Raw genomic sequence first — 15464 nt, forward strand, 5'->3', positions numbered from 1 at the left:
GGGCATCATCGCCCAGTGCAGCCTCGAAAATCCGTGATGCGGTTAAAGCTGCGACCGATAGCCTCGGGGCAACCGCCAGCCCCACCGCCAAAGCCCCCGGCGAGCACCCGAGCAGGATGGGTGGAGCTTGCGATACCCATCGAGCGGATCGGAAAGTTAAGCGATGGGTATCGCTACGCTCCACGCCATCCTACGACGAGCGCAAAGGCGAACGTCCGATGGGGCCGTAGGGCGCATAACGCCAGCGGCGTTATCCGCCGGGGCGGTTAGATCAGGATCGCGGACGATAGCCCTGGGCGAGCAGCCACCCCTGAAACGCCCGGCGTCGCTCCGGCGGCAAATCCGCCAGCACCTGCGCCTCTGGCTCCGCACGCAGCCGCCGCAGCCAGGGCGCCAGTTCCAGGCCATCGAGGTGCCAGATGCCCAGCGGCTGGTCGGCGCTGACCACCACCTCCGCCTCGTCGACGAACTCGCCCTTCAACACGGGAGCGCGCTCGATACGCAGGCTGGCGAAGTCCGCCGGCATGTGGCTCGGCTGCTCATCCGGCCAGGCACGGCGTGCCTGCCAGAACGGCAGATCGGCCCACTGCGTTTCGCTGGCATAGAAGTCACGGCCGACACGGGCGAAGCGCAGGAACAACTGCTCGACCCGCTGCTGATGGAAGCGCCTGGCAAGTTCCGCCCGCTCCGGCGCGCGCAGCAAGGTGTTGATCACCAGCGGCGCCTGCAGCGCCGAGGACAGCGACTGGAAGATGCCATTGCCGGACAACGGGTCCACCGCCATCGCCGCATCGCCCACGCGAATCCAGTTATCACCACAGGCTTCCAGGCAGAGGATCGCCGTGCTGCTGCGGGCGTGCAGCTCCAACTCGCGCTCCTCGGCATCGCCGAAGAACGGCTGCGTTAGCGTCGATGCGACACGGCGCTCACGGCAGTACTCCAGCAACTGCTCGCGGGGCGGCAGATGGCTGCTGGCGACATCCAGGGTGAGCTGCCAGTAGCAGCGCCCGTCCTCCAGCCGCGCCATCCACGCCCAGCCGTCGGCCAGGCTTTCCACCGCCGTCGCCAGCGGGCCCGGCTCGCCCTGCCAGCGATTGAGCAGGCTGAGGGTTTCCGGGCCGCGCCGGGCCTTGCTGCCCTTCTGGCTCAGCGGCGCCTGCCGGCCCCGGGCCTCAACCAGGAAAGCGCCCTGCACTTCCCGGCCGCCTTCGAGCTTCACCCGCCAGCCGGCACCTTCTTCTGCCACCGCCAGCACCTGGGCTTCGACCAGCTCGACACCGGCCTGCTTCAGGTCCTCGCGCAGCCCCGCGTCGAAGCGCGGGCGGTCGAGGACGCATTCGATGTTCTGGGCGCTTTCCACACCATTCCAGAGCACGCGCCGTTGCGACGGCGGCGCGGCGCATTCCAGCGCGTGCTTCAGACCGGAGTTGCGCAGGCCTTCCAGTACGCGCTGGGAGACGCCTTCGACGGCAGCGAAGCGACGCCATTCGCTGATCACGCTGACGGGATGGCCAAGGCGACGCAGGCCGAGGGCGACCGCCGCTCCGGCAGGGCCGGCGCCGAGGATCAGGATGGGCTTGCCGTTCACAACCCCACCTTCCGCTCGATCCCCCGAAAAGCCGCCCTCTCACGCATCAACTCGATAAGTTGCACATTCGACAGCTCCGGCCGCTCCGCCAGCAACGCCGCCAGATGCCCAGCGAAAGCCGCACACCCCAGGCTCGCCCCGGAGCGCCCTGCCACCTTCACCGCCGCACCGAAATCGGCCTGCGGGCTGTCCAGCCAGGACCACTCGCCTTCACTGCAGCGGGCATCGCCGGTCACCCGGATCACACCGGGATAGCCCGCCGGAAATACCGGCTCGCCCCGCGCGGGGCTGGACGCGCAGACCAGCACACCGGCCTCGATCAGCTCCGCCACAGCCTCGCGCAGGATCGGCCTGTCCTGACGCACGCCCAAGCTCAGGTTGATCACCCGCACGCCCTTCTCGCCCAGCCAGTGCAGCGCGGCCGCGATCTGCAGCGGACTGGTCACGCCGCGCTCATCGAAGACCTGGGCGACGCACAGGCGAGCATCCGGCGCATGGGAAAGCATGGCTGCGCAGACGACGCTGCCGTGGCCCAAAGCATCCGCCACAGGCTCGCCGTCAGCGTGGCCGTCATCCGTGAGGAAGAACCGCCGCGCAACGCTGACGCTCGCGGACTGCGCGTCGGCAAAACCACTATCGACCACGCCGACCAACAACTCAGGCCTCATGACGCTGCACCGGCTGCGCCTCACGCACTCGCATCTGCCCGTCCTGCAATTCCAGGTGCAGGTCGGCGGCCGCCAGGGTCGAAGTACGGTGGCTGATCAGCAGGCGCGTGCGCCCGGCGAACAACTGGTCGATGGCCGCGATGACCTCGCGCTCGGTGCTCTCGTCCACCTGCGACGTGGCTTCGTCCAGCACCAGGATCAGAGGATTCTGCAGCAATGCGCGAGCGATGGCGATGCGTTGTTTCTGCCCGCCGGACAGCTGCTGGCCACGCTCGCCCAGAGGGCTGTCGAGGCCTTCGGGCAGGCTGGCGATCAGGCTGTCCAGCTGTGCCGCGCGGGCGGCCCTGTCGATGGCCTCGCGACTCGATTCGGGCGCGCTGTAGGCCAGGTTGTCGGCGAGGCTGCCGCGGAACAGCACGATGTCCTGGCTGACCACCGCCACGCGCCGGCGCAGGGCGTGCAGGTCGAGTTCGCGCAGGTCCACGCCGTCGAGCAGGATGCGCCCCTGGTCGGGGTCGTAGAAGCGTTGCAGCAGGTCGATCAGGGTGCTCTTGCCGACCCCGGAAGGGCCGCTCAGCGCGACCTTGAGGCCCGCGGGAATCACCGCCTGCACATCCTGCAGAACCGGCTGCACACGGCCCGGCCAGGCGTAGTGCAGGTTCTCCAGGCGCAGCTCGCCCACCGACGGCATCGGCCTGGGCGCAGCGGGTGAAACGATGGTCGCCTCTTCGCCGCGCAGCTCCATCACGCGGCCGAGGCTGACGGTCATGCGCTGCAGCGCGACGTACAGGCCGAGCAGGCTCTGCACCGGCCCGATGGCCATGCCCAGATAGGTGGAAAAGGCGATCAGCGAACCCAGTTGCCAGGTGCCCTGCACCACCCAGTAACCGCCAACCAGGAAGGCGCAGGCGCGGGACAGCGACATCAGCGTGCCGGGCACCGCCTGGGTGAAGAATTCGGTGAGTTGCAGGCGCAGCAACTGGCCGAGGTAGCCCTGCCCCAGTCCTTCCAGGCGCCCCGATTCGCGGGACTGCTGGCCGGCGGACTGGATGAACTTCATTGCCGGCAGCGTCTCGACGAAGAACGACGACAGGTCCGCCGAACGCTCGCGCAGGCCGCGCGCCTCGCGCTCCACCTTGCGCCGCATCCAGCGCAGCCAGAGCACGTCCAGCGGTATCAGCAGTGCCACCAGCAGCGAGAGCTTCCACGACAGGGTGAGCAGCAGCGCCAGCGCGCCGACCAGGCCGATCACGCTGGAGACCGCGGAGAACAGCGAGTCCACGGCGAAACGCTGGATCTCGGCGACGTCGCCGTCGAGCCGGGACATCAGGTCGCCGATGCGGCGGCGGCCGAAGAAGCTCGGCGACAGGGTCTGCAAATGGCGGTACAGCGCGTCGCGCAGGGAAAACAGGATGCGCCCGGACAGGCGCGTGTGCAGGTAGCGGTTGAGGCCGGACAGCGCCGTGCCGAGCAGGCCGACGACGATCATCGCCCCGGCCACCATCACCAGCACCGGGAAGTCCTTGGCCAGCAGGCCGTCGTCGATCAGCGTCTTGGTCAGCCAGGGCTGCGCCAGGACCAGGATCGAGGCGCAGAACGACAACCCGAGCAGGCCGGCGATGGCCGCCTTGTGCGGACGCACGAAGCCGTACAGCCAGCGCAGCGAAGCCTTGAGTTGCTGCGGGTCATCGCTGTCGATAAGGCGGGTGAAGAACATCAGCCCACCTTGAGTTGCTTGAGCTTGCGGTACAGCGTGGCGCGGCTGATGCCCAGCGCGTCGGCGGCGGCGGAGACGTTGCCCTGGTGGCGCTCCAGCGCCTGGCGGATCAGCTCCAGTTCGTTCTCGCGGATGCTGCCGCTCTGCGGGCGCTCGCCGGCGGCGAGCTCGTCCAGGGTGCTGTCGGGCAGGTGGTCGAGGCTCAGCTCCGTCTCGCCCTCCTCGCGCATGGCCAGCGCGGTGCGCAGGACCATCTCCAGCTGGCGGATGTTGCCCGGCCAGTGGTACTCGCGCAGCAGGCCGAGCAGCTCGGCGGAAAGCTTCACCTTCGGCGCGCCCAGGCGGGCCAGCAGGCTGGCGGCCAGCTCGGCGAGGTCGTCGCGCTCGCGCAGTGCCGGCAGTTTCACGCTGATGCCGTTGACGCGGTAGTAGAGGTCCTCGCGGAAGTGCTTTTCCTCCACCTGGCGCTTGAGGTCGCGGTGGGTGGCGCAGATCAGCGCGACGTCGATGTCCTGTTCCTCGCCAGCGCCCAGCGGCGCCACCTTGCGCTCCTGCAGCACGCGCAGCAGGCGCGCCTGCAGGGCCAGCGGCATGTCGCCGATCTCGTCGAGGAACAGCGTGCCGCCGTGGGCCTGCTGCAGCCGGCCGACCATGCCGCCGCGCCGCGAGCCGGTGAAGGCGCCGTCGCGGTAGCCGAACAGTTCGGACTCGATCAGGCCCTCGGGAATCGCCGCGCAGTTCACCGCGACGAAGGGCTTGTCGCTGCGCGCACTGGCCTGGTGCAGAGCGCGGGCAACCACTTCCTTGCCGCTGCCGGTTTCGCCCAGCAGCAGTACCGGCAGTTCGTTCACCAGGCCCTGGCGCGCCATGCGCAGGGCGCGGGCGTAGCGCGGGTGGCTGCCAGCCAGGGCTTCGAGCTCGGGGCCGGCGGCCGGGCGCGGCGCGCGGGCGCTGACCGGCACCGCGTGGCTGCGCAGCGGCGCTTGCAGCGTCTTGTAGAACAGCTCGCCCTTGGGCGTCTGCAGGCTGCCGACACCGCCCTGGTAGAGGCGGCCGAGCAACTGGTCGCCGCGCAGCCCGAGGAAGTCTTCGCTGCGCCGGCCCACCAGGCTTTCGCGATGGGCGCCGAGCAGCTGGCAGGCCTGGCCGCTGACGGCCAGCACCTTGCCGTCCAGGCCCAGCGCCAGCAGGCCCTGCCAGGCGGAATCCAGGTACTGGCGGCGGTAATGGAAGGCGATCACCACCTGCCCCGGATGGCTGACGGCGAACAGCCGCGCCTCGATCTGGAACACCGCGAGGCTGAGCAGCGAGAGGCTTTCCCGCGGGCCGGAGAGCGGCCCTTCGCGGGTCATGTCGAGCACTCCGAGCAGCGTGCCCTGCGGTCCTTCGATGGGCACCGAGGTGCAGGAGAAGCGGCTCAGGCGGTCGAGGAAGTGTTCGCCGCAGTCGATCTGCGTGGCGCGCTTCTCCACCAGCGCAGTACCCAGGGCGTTGGTGCCGCGCGAGGCTTCGCTCCAGCACGCGCCCTGGACGATGTCCGCCAGGCCCTTGCTCTGCATGCGCTCGCGGGCGCCTTCGACAGAGAGGATGGTGGCGTCGGCGTTGGCCAGGATGATCACGCCATCGTGGCCCTGGCGCTGTTGCAGGTAGTCGAGTTCGGGGATGGCGGCGTCGAGCAGCAGGCGGTTGCCGGCGAGCAGCACGTCGGGTTTGACCCGCGTGTCGAGACCGTGCTCGGTGCCGCTGGCGCAATCCAGGCCGTGGCCCACGCTGCGCCGCCAGGAGGCGTCGATTTCCTCGCGGAGCACGCCGCTGGGGACTTCGCCTTCCTGTTGCAGGCGTTCACGGGCCAGGTGGGCTTCACGCAGCAGGTCGCTGCTTATTGTTCTTGTCGTCATGCATCGCTCCGGTAGGTTCCGCGCCCTCTTTGAGGGCACGGAACTCGCAGGCTGGTCAGGGCTGTGTACACCCGCAGGCAGCGTCAGTAAAGGGGAAGCCCCTAGTAGGAAGGTTCATCGCGATCGCAACGCAATTCCCGCGCCAGCAAACCCTCCTGCGCCGCCTCCGAGTTGTATTGACAGTGACCCAAGGCAGGTTTACGTTAACGTAAAGGTAAACGACCGAGCAAGAACATTCCCATGCCCACGACCTACACCATCTCCGAGCTGGCCCGCGAACTGGACGTCACCACCCGCGCCATCCGTTTCTACGAGGAACAGGGCATGCTCAGCCCCGAGCGCCGCGGCCAGGAGCGCATCTACAGCGCCAAGGACCTGGTGGCCCTGAAGCTGATCCTGCGCGGCAAGCGCATCGGCTTCTCGCTGGCCGAGTGCAAGGAGCTGATCGACCTCTACGACCCCAGCAGCGGCAACACCAAGCAGCTGCAGACCTTCCTCGACAAGATCACCGCGCGCCGCGCGCAGCTGGAACAGCAGCTGCTCGACATCGAGCAGATGAAACTGGAACTGGACACGGCCGAGGAACGCTGCCTGGCGGCCATGGCCGAGACCGACAAACCCCGCAAGCAGCGCGTCCCGAGCTGACCTCGCCGCACTGCCCGCTCTCCCTCATCCGATTACAAGTACAACAGGTGACCCCATGAGCTACCCCTCCCTCAACTTCGGCCTCGGCGAAACCATCGACATGCTGCGCGAGCAGGTGCAGGGCTTCGTCGCCAGCGAACTCGCCCCGCGCGCCGCGCAGATCGATGCCGACAACCTGTTCCCCATGGACATGTGGAAGAAGTTCGGTGACATGGGCCTGCTCGGCATCACCGTCGCGGAGGAATACGGCGGCGCCAACATGGGCTACCTGGCCCACGTCATCGCCATCGAGGAAATCAGCCGTGGCTCGGCTTCGGTCGGGCTGTCCTACGGTGCCCACTCCAACCTGTGCGTCAACCAGATCAAGCGCAACGGCAACGCCGAGCAGAAGGCCAAGTACCTGCCCAAGCTGATCAGCGGCGAACACATCGGCGCGCTGGCCATGAGCGAACCCAACGCCGGTTCCGACGTGGTGTCGATGAAGCTGCGCGCCGAGAAGCGCGGCGACCGCTTCGTCTTGAACGGCAGCAAGACCTGGATCACCAACGGTCCGGACGCCAACACCTACGTGATCTACGCCAAGACCGAGCCGGAGAAAGGCGCCCACGGCATCACCGCGTTCATCGTCGAGCGCGACTGGAAGGGCTTCAGCCGTGGCAGCAAGTTCGACAAGCTGGGCATGCGCGGCTCGAACACCTGCGAGCTGTTCTTCGATGACGTGGAAGTACCGGAAGAGAACGTGCTGGGCGCGGTCAACGGCGGCGTGAAGGTGCTGATGAGCGGCCTGGACTACGAGCGCGTGGTCCTCGCCGGCGGCCCGATCGGCATCATGCAGGCCTGCATGGACGTGATCGTCCCCTACATCCACGACCGCAAGCAGTTCGGCCAGAGCATCGGCGAGTTCCAGCTGATCCAGGGCAAGGTCGCCGACATGTACACCCAGCTCAACGCCAGCCGCGCCTACCTCTATGCCGTGGCCCAGGCCTGCGACCGTGGCGAGACCACCCGCAAGGATGCCGCCGGGGTGATCCTCTACACCGCCGAGCGCGCCACCCAGATGGCCCTGGACGCCATCCAGATCCTCGGCGGCAACGGCTACATCAACGAATTCCCCACCGGCCGCCTGCTGCGCGACGCCAAGCTCTACGAGATCGGTGCCGGCACCAGCGAAATCCGCCGCATGCTGATCGGCCGCGAGCTGTTCAACGAGACCCGCTGAACACTGACGCCCTTGCCTTTGTAGGAGCGAGCTTGCTCGCGAACCGCCCCATGCAGAGCTTCGCGAGCAAGGGCTAGGCGCCCCCCTCGCTCCTACAGGTCTTTTCCGCTCGTGGAGACCCTATGACCATCCTCGGCACCCAACTCAATACCCGTTCCCCGGAATTCGCCGCCAACGCCGCGACCATGCTGGAGAACGTCCAGGACCTGCGCGCCGTTCTCGGCCGCGTCCATGAAGGCGGCGGCGCTGCCGCCCAGGCCAAGCACACCGCGCGCGGCAAGCTGCTGGTGCGCGAGCGCATCAACCGCCTGCTCGACGCCGGCTCGCCGTTCCTCGAAGTCTCCGCCCTCGCCGCCCATGAGGTGTACGGCGAAGACGTCGCCGCCGCCGGCGTGGTCGCCGGCATCGGCCGCGTGGAAGGCGTGGAATGCATGATCGTCGGCAACGACGCCACGGTGAAAGGCGGCAGTTACTACCCGCTGACCGTGAAGAAGCACCTGCGCGCCCAGACCATCGCCCAGCAGAACCGCCTGCCGTGCATCTACCTGGTGGACTCCGGCGGCGCCAACCTGCCGCGCCAGGACGAGGTGTTCCCCGACCGCGAGCACTTCGGCCGCATCTTCTTCAACCAGGCCAACATGAGCGCCCAGGGCATCCCGCAGATCGCCGTGGTGATGGGCTCCTGCACCGCCGGCGGCGCCTACGTGCCGGCCATGAGCGACGAGACCATCATGGTGCGCAACCAGGCCACCATCTTCCTCGCCGGCCCGCCGCTGGTGAAGGCCGCCACCGGTGAGGTGGTGAGTGCCGAGGACCTGGGCGGCGCCGACGTGCACTGCAAGACCTCCGGCGTGGCCGACCATTACGCCGAGGACGACGAGCACGCACTGGCCATCGCCCGCCGCTGCATCGCCAACCTCAACTGGAGCAAGCAGGGCCAGCTCAACATCCGCGCCCCGCGCGCCCCGCTGTACGCCAGCGACGAGCTGTACGGGGTGATCCCGGTGGACAGCAAGCAGCCCTTCGACGTGCGCGAGATCATCGCCCGCCTGGTCGACGGCAGCGAATTCGACGAGTTCAAGGCGCTGTTCGGCACCACCCTGGTGTGCGGCTTCGCCCACCTGCACGGCTACCCGGTGGCGATCCTCGCCAACAACGGCATCCTCTTCGCCGAGGCCGCGCAGAAAGGCGCGCACTTCATCGAACTGGCCTGCCAGCGCGGCATCCCGCTGGTATTCCTGCAGAACATCACCGGCTTCATGGTCGGCCAGAAGTACGAGGCCGGCGGCATCGCCAAGCACGGTGCCAAACTGGTCACCGCGGTGGCCTGCGCCCAGGTGCCGAAGTTCACCGTGATCATCGGCGGCAGCTTCGGCGCCGGTAACTACGGCATGTGCGGCCGCGCCTATGACCCGCGCTTCCTGTGGATGTGGCCCAACGCGCGGATCGGCGTGATGGGTGGCGAGCAGGCTGCCGGCGTGCTCGCCCAGGTCAAGCGCGAGCAGGCCGAACGCGCAGGCAATGCGCTGTCCGCCGAGGACGAGGCGAAGATCAAGGCGCCGATCCTCGAACAGTACGAGCGCCAGGGTCACCCCTACTACTCCAGCGCGCGCCTGTGGGACGACGGTGTCATCGACCCGGCCCAGACCCGCGACGTGCTCGGCCTGGCCCTCTCCGCCTCGCTCAACGCGCCTGTCGAAGCCACGCGCTTCGGCGTCTTCCGCATGTAAGGCCGCTGCCATGACCGACTATCAGAACATTGAGCTTGATATCGACCCGCGCGGCGTCGCCAGCCTCTGGCTGAACCGCCCGGAGAAGAACAACGCCTTCAACGCCCAGACCATCGCCGAGCTGATCCAGGCACTGGCCGCCGTGGCCAATGACGAGCGCGTTCGCCTGGTCGTGCTGCGCGGCCTTGGCCGGCACTTCTGCGGCGGCGCGGACCTTTCCTGGATGCAGGAGTCCGTGCAGCTGGACTACCAGGGCAACCTCAACGACGCCCAGCAGCTCGCCGAACTGCTCTACAACCTGCACCAGCTGAACAAGCCGACCCTCGCCATCGTCCAGGGCGCGGCCTTCGGCGGCGGCGTCGGACTGGTGGCCTGCTGCGACATGGCGCTGGCCGCCGAGGACGCGCAGTTCTGCCTGTCCGAAGTGCGCATCGGCCTGATCCCGGCGACCATCGGCCCATTCGTCACCAAGGCCATCGGCCAGCGTGCCGCCACCCGCTACGCCATGACCGCCGAACGCTTCAGCGGCGTGCGCGCCCGCGAGCTGGGGCTGGTGGACGAGCACTACCCGGCCGCCGAGCTGGATGACGAAGCCGACGCCTGGATCGCCAATCTCATGAACAACAGCCCGGCGGCCCTGGTGGCCTGCAAGGCGCTGTTCCACGAAATCGGCGCCGGCGAACTCACCCCCGAGCGCCGCCGCTACACCGAAGCCGCCATTGCCCGCATCCGCACCAGCCCCGAAGGGCAGGAAGGCCTGCGCGCCTTCCTGGAAAAACGCAAGCCGGCCTGGCAGGAGCAAGTCTGATGAAGAAGATCGATACCCTGCTGGTGGCCAACCGTGGCGAGATCGCCTGCCGCGTGATGCGCACCGCCAAGGCCCTGGGCCTGACCACCGTGGCCGTGCACAGCGCCACCGACCGCAACGCCCGCCACGTCGAAGAGGCAGATATCGCCATCGACCTGGGCGGCGCCAAACCGGCTGAAAGCTACCTGCGCGCCGACGCCGTGCTCGCCGCTGCGAAAGCCGCCGGCGCCCAGGCCATCCACCCCGGCTACGGCTTCCTCTCGGAGAACGCCGGTTTCGCCCGCGCCTGCGAAGAAGCCGGGCTGGTGTTCCTCGGCCCACCGGCCAGCGCCATCGACGCCATGGGCAGCAAGTCCGCCGCCAAGGCACTGATGGAAACTGCCGGCGTGCCACTGGTGCCCGGCTACCACGGCGAAGCGCAGGACTACGCGACCTTCCAGCGCGAGGCCGAGCGCATCGGCTACCCGGTGCTGCTCAAGGCCGCCGCCGGCGGTGGCGGCAAAGGCATGAAGGTGGTCGAGCGCGAGGCCGAACTGGCCGAAGCGCTGGAATCCGCCCAGCGTGAAGCGCAGTCCGGTTTCGGCGACTCGCGCATGCTGGTGGAGAAGTACCTGACCAAACCGCGCCACGTGGAAATCCAGGTGTTCGCCGACCAGCACGGCCACTGCCTGTACCTCAACGAACGCGACTGCTCGATCCAGCGCCGCCACCAGAAAGTGGTGGAAGAAGCGCCGGCTCCGGGCCTCTCCCTGGAACTGCGCCAGGGCATGGGCGAAGCCGCCGTGCGCGCCGCCCAGGCCATCGGCTACGTCGGCGCCGGCACCGTGGAATTCCTCTACGACGAAGGCAGCGGCCAGTTCTTCTTCATGGAGATGAACACCCGCCTGCAGGTGGAGCACCCGGTCACCGAAGCCATCACCGGCCTCGACCTGGTCGCCCTGCAGATTCGCGTTGCCCGGGGCGAGCCGCTGCCGATCACCCAGGAACAGGTGCCGCTGATCGGCCACGCCATCGAAGTACGCCTCTACGCCGAAGACCCCGAAGGCGGTTTCCTGCCCGCCAGCGGCCACCTCGCGCTGTACCGCGAACCCGCTGCCGGCCCCGGTCGCCGGGTGGACAGCGGCATCCGCGAGGGCGACGACATCTCGCCGTTCTACGACCCGATGCTGGCCAAGCTGATCGCCTGGGGCGAGAACCGCGAGGAAGCGCGCCAGCGCCTGCTGTCGATGCTCGGCGAAACCGCCGTCGGCGGCTTCAAGACCAACCTCGCCTTCCTGCGCCGCGTGCTGGCCCACCCGGCCTTCGCCGAGGGCGAACTGGATACCGGCTTCATCGGCCGCTACCAGGATGACCTGCTGCCCGCGGCCACCGCCTTGCCTGAGCGCTTCTGGCAGCTTGCCGCCGAAGCCTGGGTGCAGAGCGAGGCTGCCCGCGTGCGCGCCGACGACGCCCATTCGCCCTGGTCCGCCCAGAGCGGCTGGCGCAGCGGCCTGCCGGGGGAAACCGACCTGCACCTGCTGGCCAAGGGCGAGTCCCATGTCGTGCGCCTGCGTCATGCCGACGGCCAGCGTATCGCCAGGCTCGACGGACAGTGGCTGGAGGTGAAGGACGGTGAAGTTCGCCGTCGCCACCAGGTCATCCGCCGCAGCGGCAGCCTCTACCTGGAATGGAACGGCGAGCTGGTCAGCGTGCAGCGTTTCGACCCGATCGCCGAGGCGGAAGCCGCGCACTCGCACCAGGGTGGCCTGGGCGCTCCCATGAACGGCAGCATCGTGCGCATCCTGGTCGAACCCGGCCAGAGCGTCGAAGCCGGCGCCGCCCTGGTGGTGCTCGAAGCCATGAAGATGGAACACAGCATTCGCGCGCCGCACGCCGGCGTGGTGAAATCGCTGTATTGCAGCGAAGGTGAGCTGGTGTCGGAAGGCACCGCCCTGGTGGAGCTGGAAGAGGCATCGGCGTAACAACCGAAAGCCCCTCTCCCCCGCCCTCTCCCTGAAGGGAGAGGGAGTATCCGTGCCACGCGGACCTTCCGTGTGAACCGGAAGCCTCCCGCCGCTCAGGACAGTCCCCTCTCCCTTCAGGGAGAGGGTCAGGGAGAGGGTGCGGAGCATCACGCACCCTCCTCCACAAAACACCACGAGGACCGCAAATGACCCTGCCCCAATCCGTCCGCCTGGTCGAAGTCGGCCCGCGCGATGGCCTGCAGAACGAGAAACAGCCGATCGCCGTCGCCGACAAGGTGCGCCTGGTGGACGACCTCACCGCCGCCGGCCTGAGCTACATCGAAGTCGGCAGCTTCGTTTCGCCCAAGTGGGTGCCGCAGATGGCCGGCTCGGCGGAAGTCTTCGCCGGCATCCAGCAGAAGGCTGGCGTCACCTACGCCGCGCTGGCGCCGAACCTGAAGGGCTTCGAAGCCGCGCTGGAATCGCAGGTGAAGGAAGTCGCGGTATTCGCCGCCGCCTCCGAGGCCTTCTCGCAGAAGAACATCAACTGCTCGATCCAGGAGAGCCTGGAGCGCTTCGTGCCGATCATGGAAGCGGCGCGCCATCACGGCGTACGCGTGCGCGGCTACGTCTCCTGCGTGCTCGGCTGTCCTTACCAGGGCGAGGTGGACGCGGCACAGGTCGCTGCCGTCGCCGCGGAGCTGCACGCCATGGGCTGCTACGAAGTCTCCCTGGGCGACACCATCGGTGTCGGCACCGCTGGCGCCACCCGCCACCTGTTCGAAGTCGTCGGCCAGCGCGTGCCGCGCGAGCAACTGGCCGGGCACTTCCACGACACCTACGGCCAGGCCACGGCGAACATCTACGCCAGCATGCTGGAAGGCATCGCGGTATTCGACAGCTCGGTCGCCGGCCTCGGCGGTTGCCCCTACGCCAAGGGCGCCACCGGCAACGTCGCCACCGAGGACGTGCTCTACCTGCTCAACGGCCTGGGCATCCACACCGGCATCGACCTGGACCAGTTGATCGACGCCGGCCAGCGCATCTGCGCCGTGCTCGACAAGCCCAACGGCTCGCGCGTGGCCAAGGCGCAGCTGTCCAAGCGCTGAGTGCTCTTTGTAGGAGCGAGCTTGCTCGCGAACCAGCCCCACTGAGGGAATTGTTCGCGAGCAAGCTCGCTCCTACAGTGAATCCCTCACCGTTCCCACAAAAGCTTTCTGCGCCTCCTACATCCCCGCGTCCGTGCCACACTGGTCCGAAAGAAAACCGGACGGACGCCCAAGATGAACCCATTGTGGACCCCCTCCCCCGAACGCATCGCCGCCACCCGGATGGACGCCTTCCGCCGCAAGGTAGCGCAGCAGCACGGCGTCGACCTGCCTGACTACGCCGCGCTGCACGCCTGGAGCATCGCCGAGCGCGAAGCCTTCTGGCTGGCCATCGTCGACACCTTCGGCGTGCAATTCCACGAGGCGCCCACCGCGGTCCTCGAGGAAGGCCCGGAAATGCCCGATGCGCGCTGGTTCCCCGGCGCCACCCTGAACTTCGCCGAGCACCTGCTGCGCCGCCGCGACAACCAGCCGGCGCTGATCGCCATCAGCGAGGATGAGCGCCGTGAGGTGATCAGCCACGCTGAACTGGCAGCCCAGGTCGCCGGCTTGCAACAAGCCTTGCGCGAGGCCGGCGTGGGCGTCGGCGACCGCGTCGCGGCGTTCATGCCCAACACCTGGCAGACTGTGGTCGGCATGCTCGCCACCACCAGCCTGGGTGCCACCTGGTCGAGCTGCTCGCCGGACTTCGGTACCCATGGCGTGATCGACCGCTTCGGCCAGATCGAGCCCAAGGTGCTGATCGCCTGCGCCGGCTACCGCTACGCCGGCAAGGTGCTGGACCTCAGCGCCAAGCTCAACGAAATCCTCGCCCAGCTGCCCGGTCTTGAGCAGCTGCTGATCGTCCCCTACGCCAATCGCCACGCCCGCCGCAGCGACTTCCAGACGCCGGCGCGGGTCAGCCTCTGGCAGGACTTCTTCCACAGCGGCGGCGAGCCGGTGTTCACCCCGGTACCCTTCGACCACCCGCTGTACATCCTCTACTCCTCCGGCACCACCGGCGTGCCCAAGTGCATCGTCCACGGCGCCGGCGGCGTACTGCTGCAGCACCTCAAGGAACACGGCCTGCACGTCGACCTGAGCCACGACGACACGCTGTTCTACTACACCACCTGCGGTTGGATGATGTGGAACTGGCTGGTCTCCGGCCTCGCCGTCGGCGCCACGCTGGTGCTCTACGACGGCTCGCCCTTCCACCCCGGCCCCGAGCGTCTGATGGACCTGATCGACGCGGAGAACATCAGCGTCTTCGGTACCAGCGCCAAGTACATCGCTGCGCTGGAAAAGGCCAATGTGCGACCGCGCCAGACACACTCGCTGGAACGTCTGAAGACGCTGCTCTCCACCGGCTCGCCACTGGGCCACGAGAGCTTCGACTACGTCTACCGCGAGGTGAAGCGCGACCTCTGCCTGTCGTCGATCTCCGGCGGCACCGACATCGTGTCCTGCTTCGCCATCGGCAACCCCACCGCAGCGGTGTGGCGCGGGGAAATCCAGTGCAAGGCGCTGGGCATGGCGGTGGAGGTCTGGAACGAGGCCGGCAAGCCGGTGCACGGCGAGAAAGGCGAACTGGTCTGCGTGCGGCACTTCCCGTCGATCCCGGTGGGTTTCTGGAACGACGAGGACGACGAGAGATTCCTCGACGCCTACTTCGCCACCTTCCCCGGCGTCTGGGCCCATGGCGACTACGCCGAGGAAACCGAACACGGCGGGCTGGTGATCCATGGCCGCTCCGATGCCGTGCTCAACCCCGGCGGCGTGCGCATCGGCACCGCGGAAATCTACCGCCAGGTGGAGAAAGTCGAGCAGGTGCTGGAGTCCATCGCCATCGGCCAGGAGTGGCAGGGCGATGTGCGCGTGGTGCTGTTCGTGCGCCTGCGTGACGGCGTGGAGCTGGACGACACGCTGCAGGAGCGCATCCGCCAGACCATCCGCAGCAATACCACCCCGCGCCACGTGCCGGCGAAGATCCTCGCGGTCAGCGACATCCCCCGCACCCTCAGCGGCAAGATCGTCGAACTGGCCGTACGCAATGTGGTGCACGGCGAGCCGGTGAAGAACACCGACGCGCTGGCCAACCCGCAGGCGCTGGAGCTGTTCAGGGATCGCAAGGAGCTGGGGAGCTGAGGCCTTTCAGCC

Annotated in this window: 11 protein-coding genes; 7 read left to right on the plus strand and 4 right to left on the minus strand. The window is 68.1% G+C overall.

Annotation, left to right across the window (positions count from 1 at the left end):
- Positions 1–271: 271 nt before the first annotated feature.
- From qhpG to J2T47_RS28680, 4 genes are read right to left on the minus strand one after another with little or no spacing between them, the layout of a single operon-like run.
- Positions 272–1588 carry a flavin-dependent monooxygenase QhpG gene (gene qhpG / locus J2T47_RS28665; RefSeq protein ID WP_253454104.1) on the minus strand — a complete coding sequence of 439 codons (1317 nt, stop codon included), beginning with the start codon at positions 1586–1588 and terminating at the stop codon, positions 272–274.
- On the minus strand, positions 1585–2256 hold the full coding sequence (qhpE, locus tag J2T47_RS28670; RefSeq protein WP_253454106.1) for a subtilisin-like serine protease QhpE: 672 nt from the start codon (positions 2254–2256) through the stop codon (positions 1585–1587). Before qhpE ends, qhpG begins: the two co-directional genes overlap by 4 nt.
- On the minus strand, positions 2246–3973 hold the full coding sequence (locus tag J2T47_RS28675) for an ABC transporter ATP-binding protein (protein ID WP_253454108.1): 1728 nt from the start codon (positions 3971–3973) through the stop codon (positions 2246–2248). The genes qhpE and J2T47_RS28675 overlap by 11 nt, the downstream gene beginning before the upstream one ends.
- Positions 3973–5871, minus strand: coding sequence for a sigma-54-dependent Fis family transcriptional regulator (locus tag J2T47_RS28680; RefSeq protein ID WP_253454110.1), 1899 nt, complete (start codon positions 5869–5871; stop codon positions 3973–3975). The genes J2T47_RS28675 and J2T47_RS28680 overlap by 1 nt, the downstream gene beginning before the upstream one ends.
- Positions 5872–6111: 240 nt before the next feature.
- On the opposite strand from J2T47_RS28680, the gene J2T47_RS28685 reads away from it, so the two are divergent.
- The 7 genes from J2T47_RS28685 (at position 6112) to J2T47_RS28715 (ending at position 15452) form a co-directional block, all read left to right on the plus strand.
- Positions 6112–6516 carry a MerR family transcriptional regulator gene (locus J2T47_RS28685; protein WP_184593353.1) on the plus strand — a complete coding sequence of 135 codons (405 nt, stop codon included), beginning with the start codon at positions 6112–6114 and terminating at the stop codon, positions 6514–6516.
- Between the two features lie 55 nt (positions 6517–6571).
- A complete protein-coding gene (locus J2T47_RS28690; RefSeq protein ID WP_024765596.1) occupies positions 6572–7735 on the plus strand; it encodes an isovaleryl-CoA dehydrogenase in 1164 nt (387 codons plus the stop codon).
- Positions 7736–7857: 122 nt separating this feature from the next.
- Positions 7858–9465, plus strand: coding sequence for a carboxyl transferase domain-containing protein (locus J2T47_RS28695; protein WP_253454112.1), 1608 nt, complete (start codon positions 7858–7860; stop codon positions 9463–9465).
- Positions 9466–9475: 10 nt separating this feature from the next.
- Entirely contained in the window at positions 9476–10273 is a 798-nt protein-coding gene (locus J2T47_RS28700; protein WP_253454114.1) for a gamma-carboxygeranoyl-CoA hydratase, read from the plus strand.
- Complete coding sequence (locus tag J2T47_RS28705) at positions 10273–12234, plus strand: acetyl/propionyl/methylcrotonyl-CoA carboxylase subunit alpha (protein WP_253454116.1); 1962 nt, start codon at positions 10273–10275, stop codon at positions 12232–12234. Before J2T47_RS28700 ends, J2T47_RS28705 begins: the two co-directional genes overlap by 1 nt.
- Before the next feature lie 188 nt (positions 12235–12422).
- Positions 12423–13325: a hydroxymethylglutaryl-CoA lyase gene (locus J2T47_RS28710; protein ID WP_253454118.1), complete on the plus strand. Its 903-nt coding sequence runs from the start codon at positions 12423–12425 to the stop codon at positions 13323–13325.
- Between the two features lie 174 nt (positions 13326–13499).
- The gene (locus J2T47_RS28715) at positions 13500–15452 is read left to right on the plus strand and encodes an acetoacetate--CoA ligase (RefSeq protein WP_253454120.1); all 1953 of its coding nucleotides are present in this window, start codon (positions 13500–13502) and stop codon (positions 15450–15452) included.
- Positions 15453–15464: the final 12 nt, after the last annotated feature.

This window comes from Pseudomonas nitroreducens, assembly GCF_024170165.1.
In the GTDB taxonomy this organism is placed as follows: Bacteria; Pseudomonadota; Gammaproteobacteria; order Pseudomonadales; family Pseudomonadaceae; genus Pseudomonas; species Pseudomonas nitroreducens_C.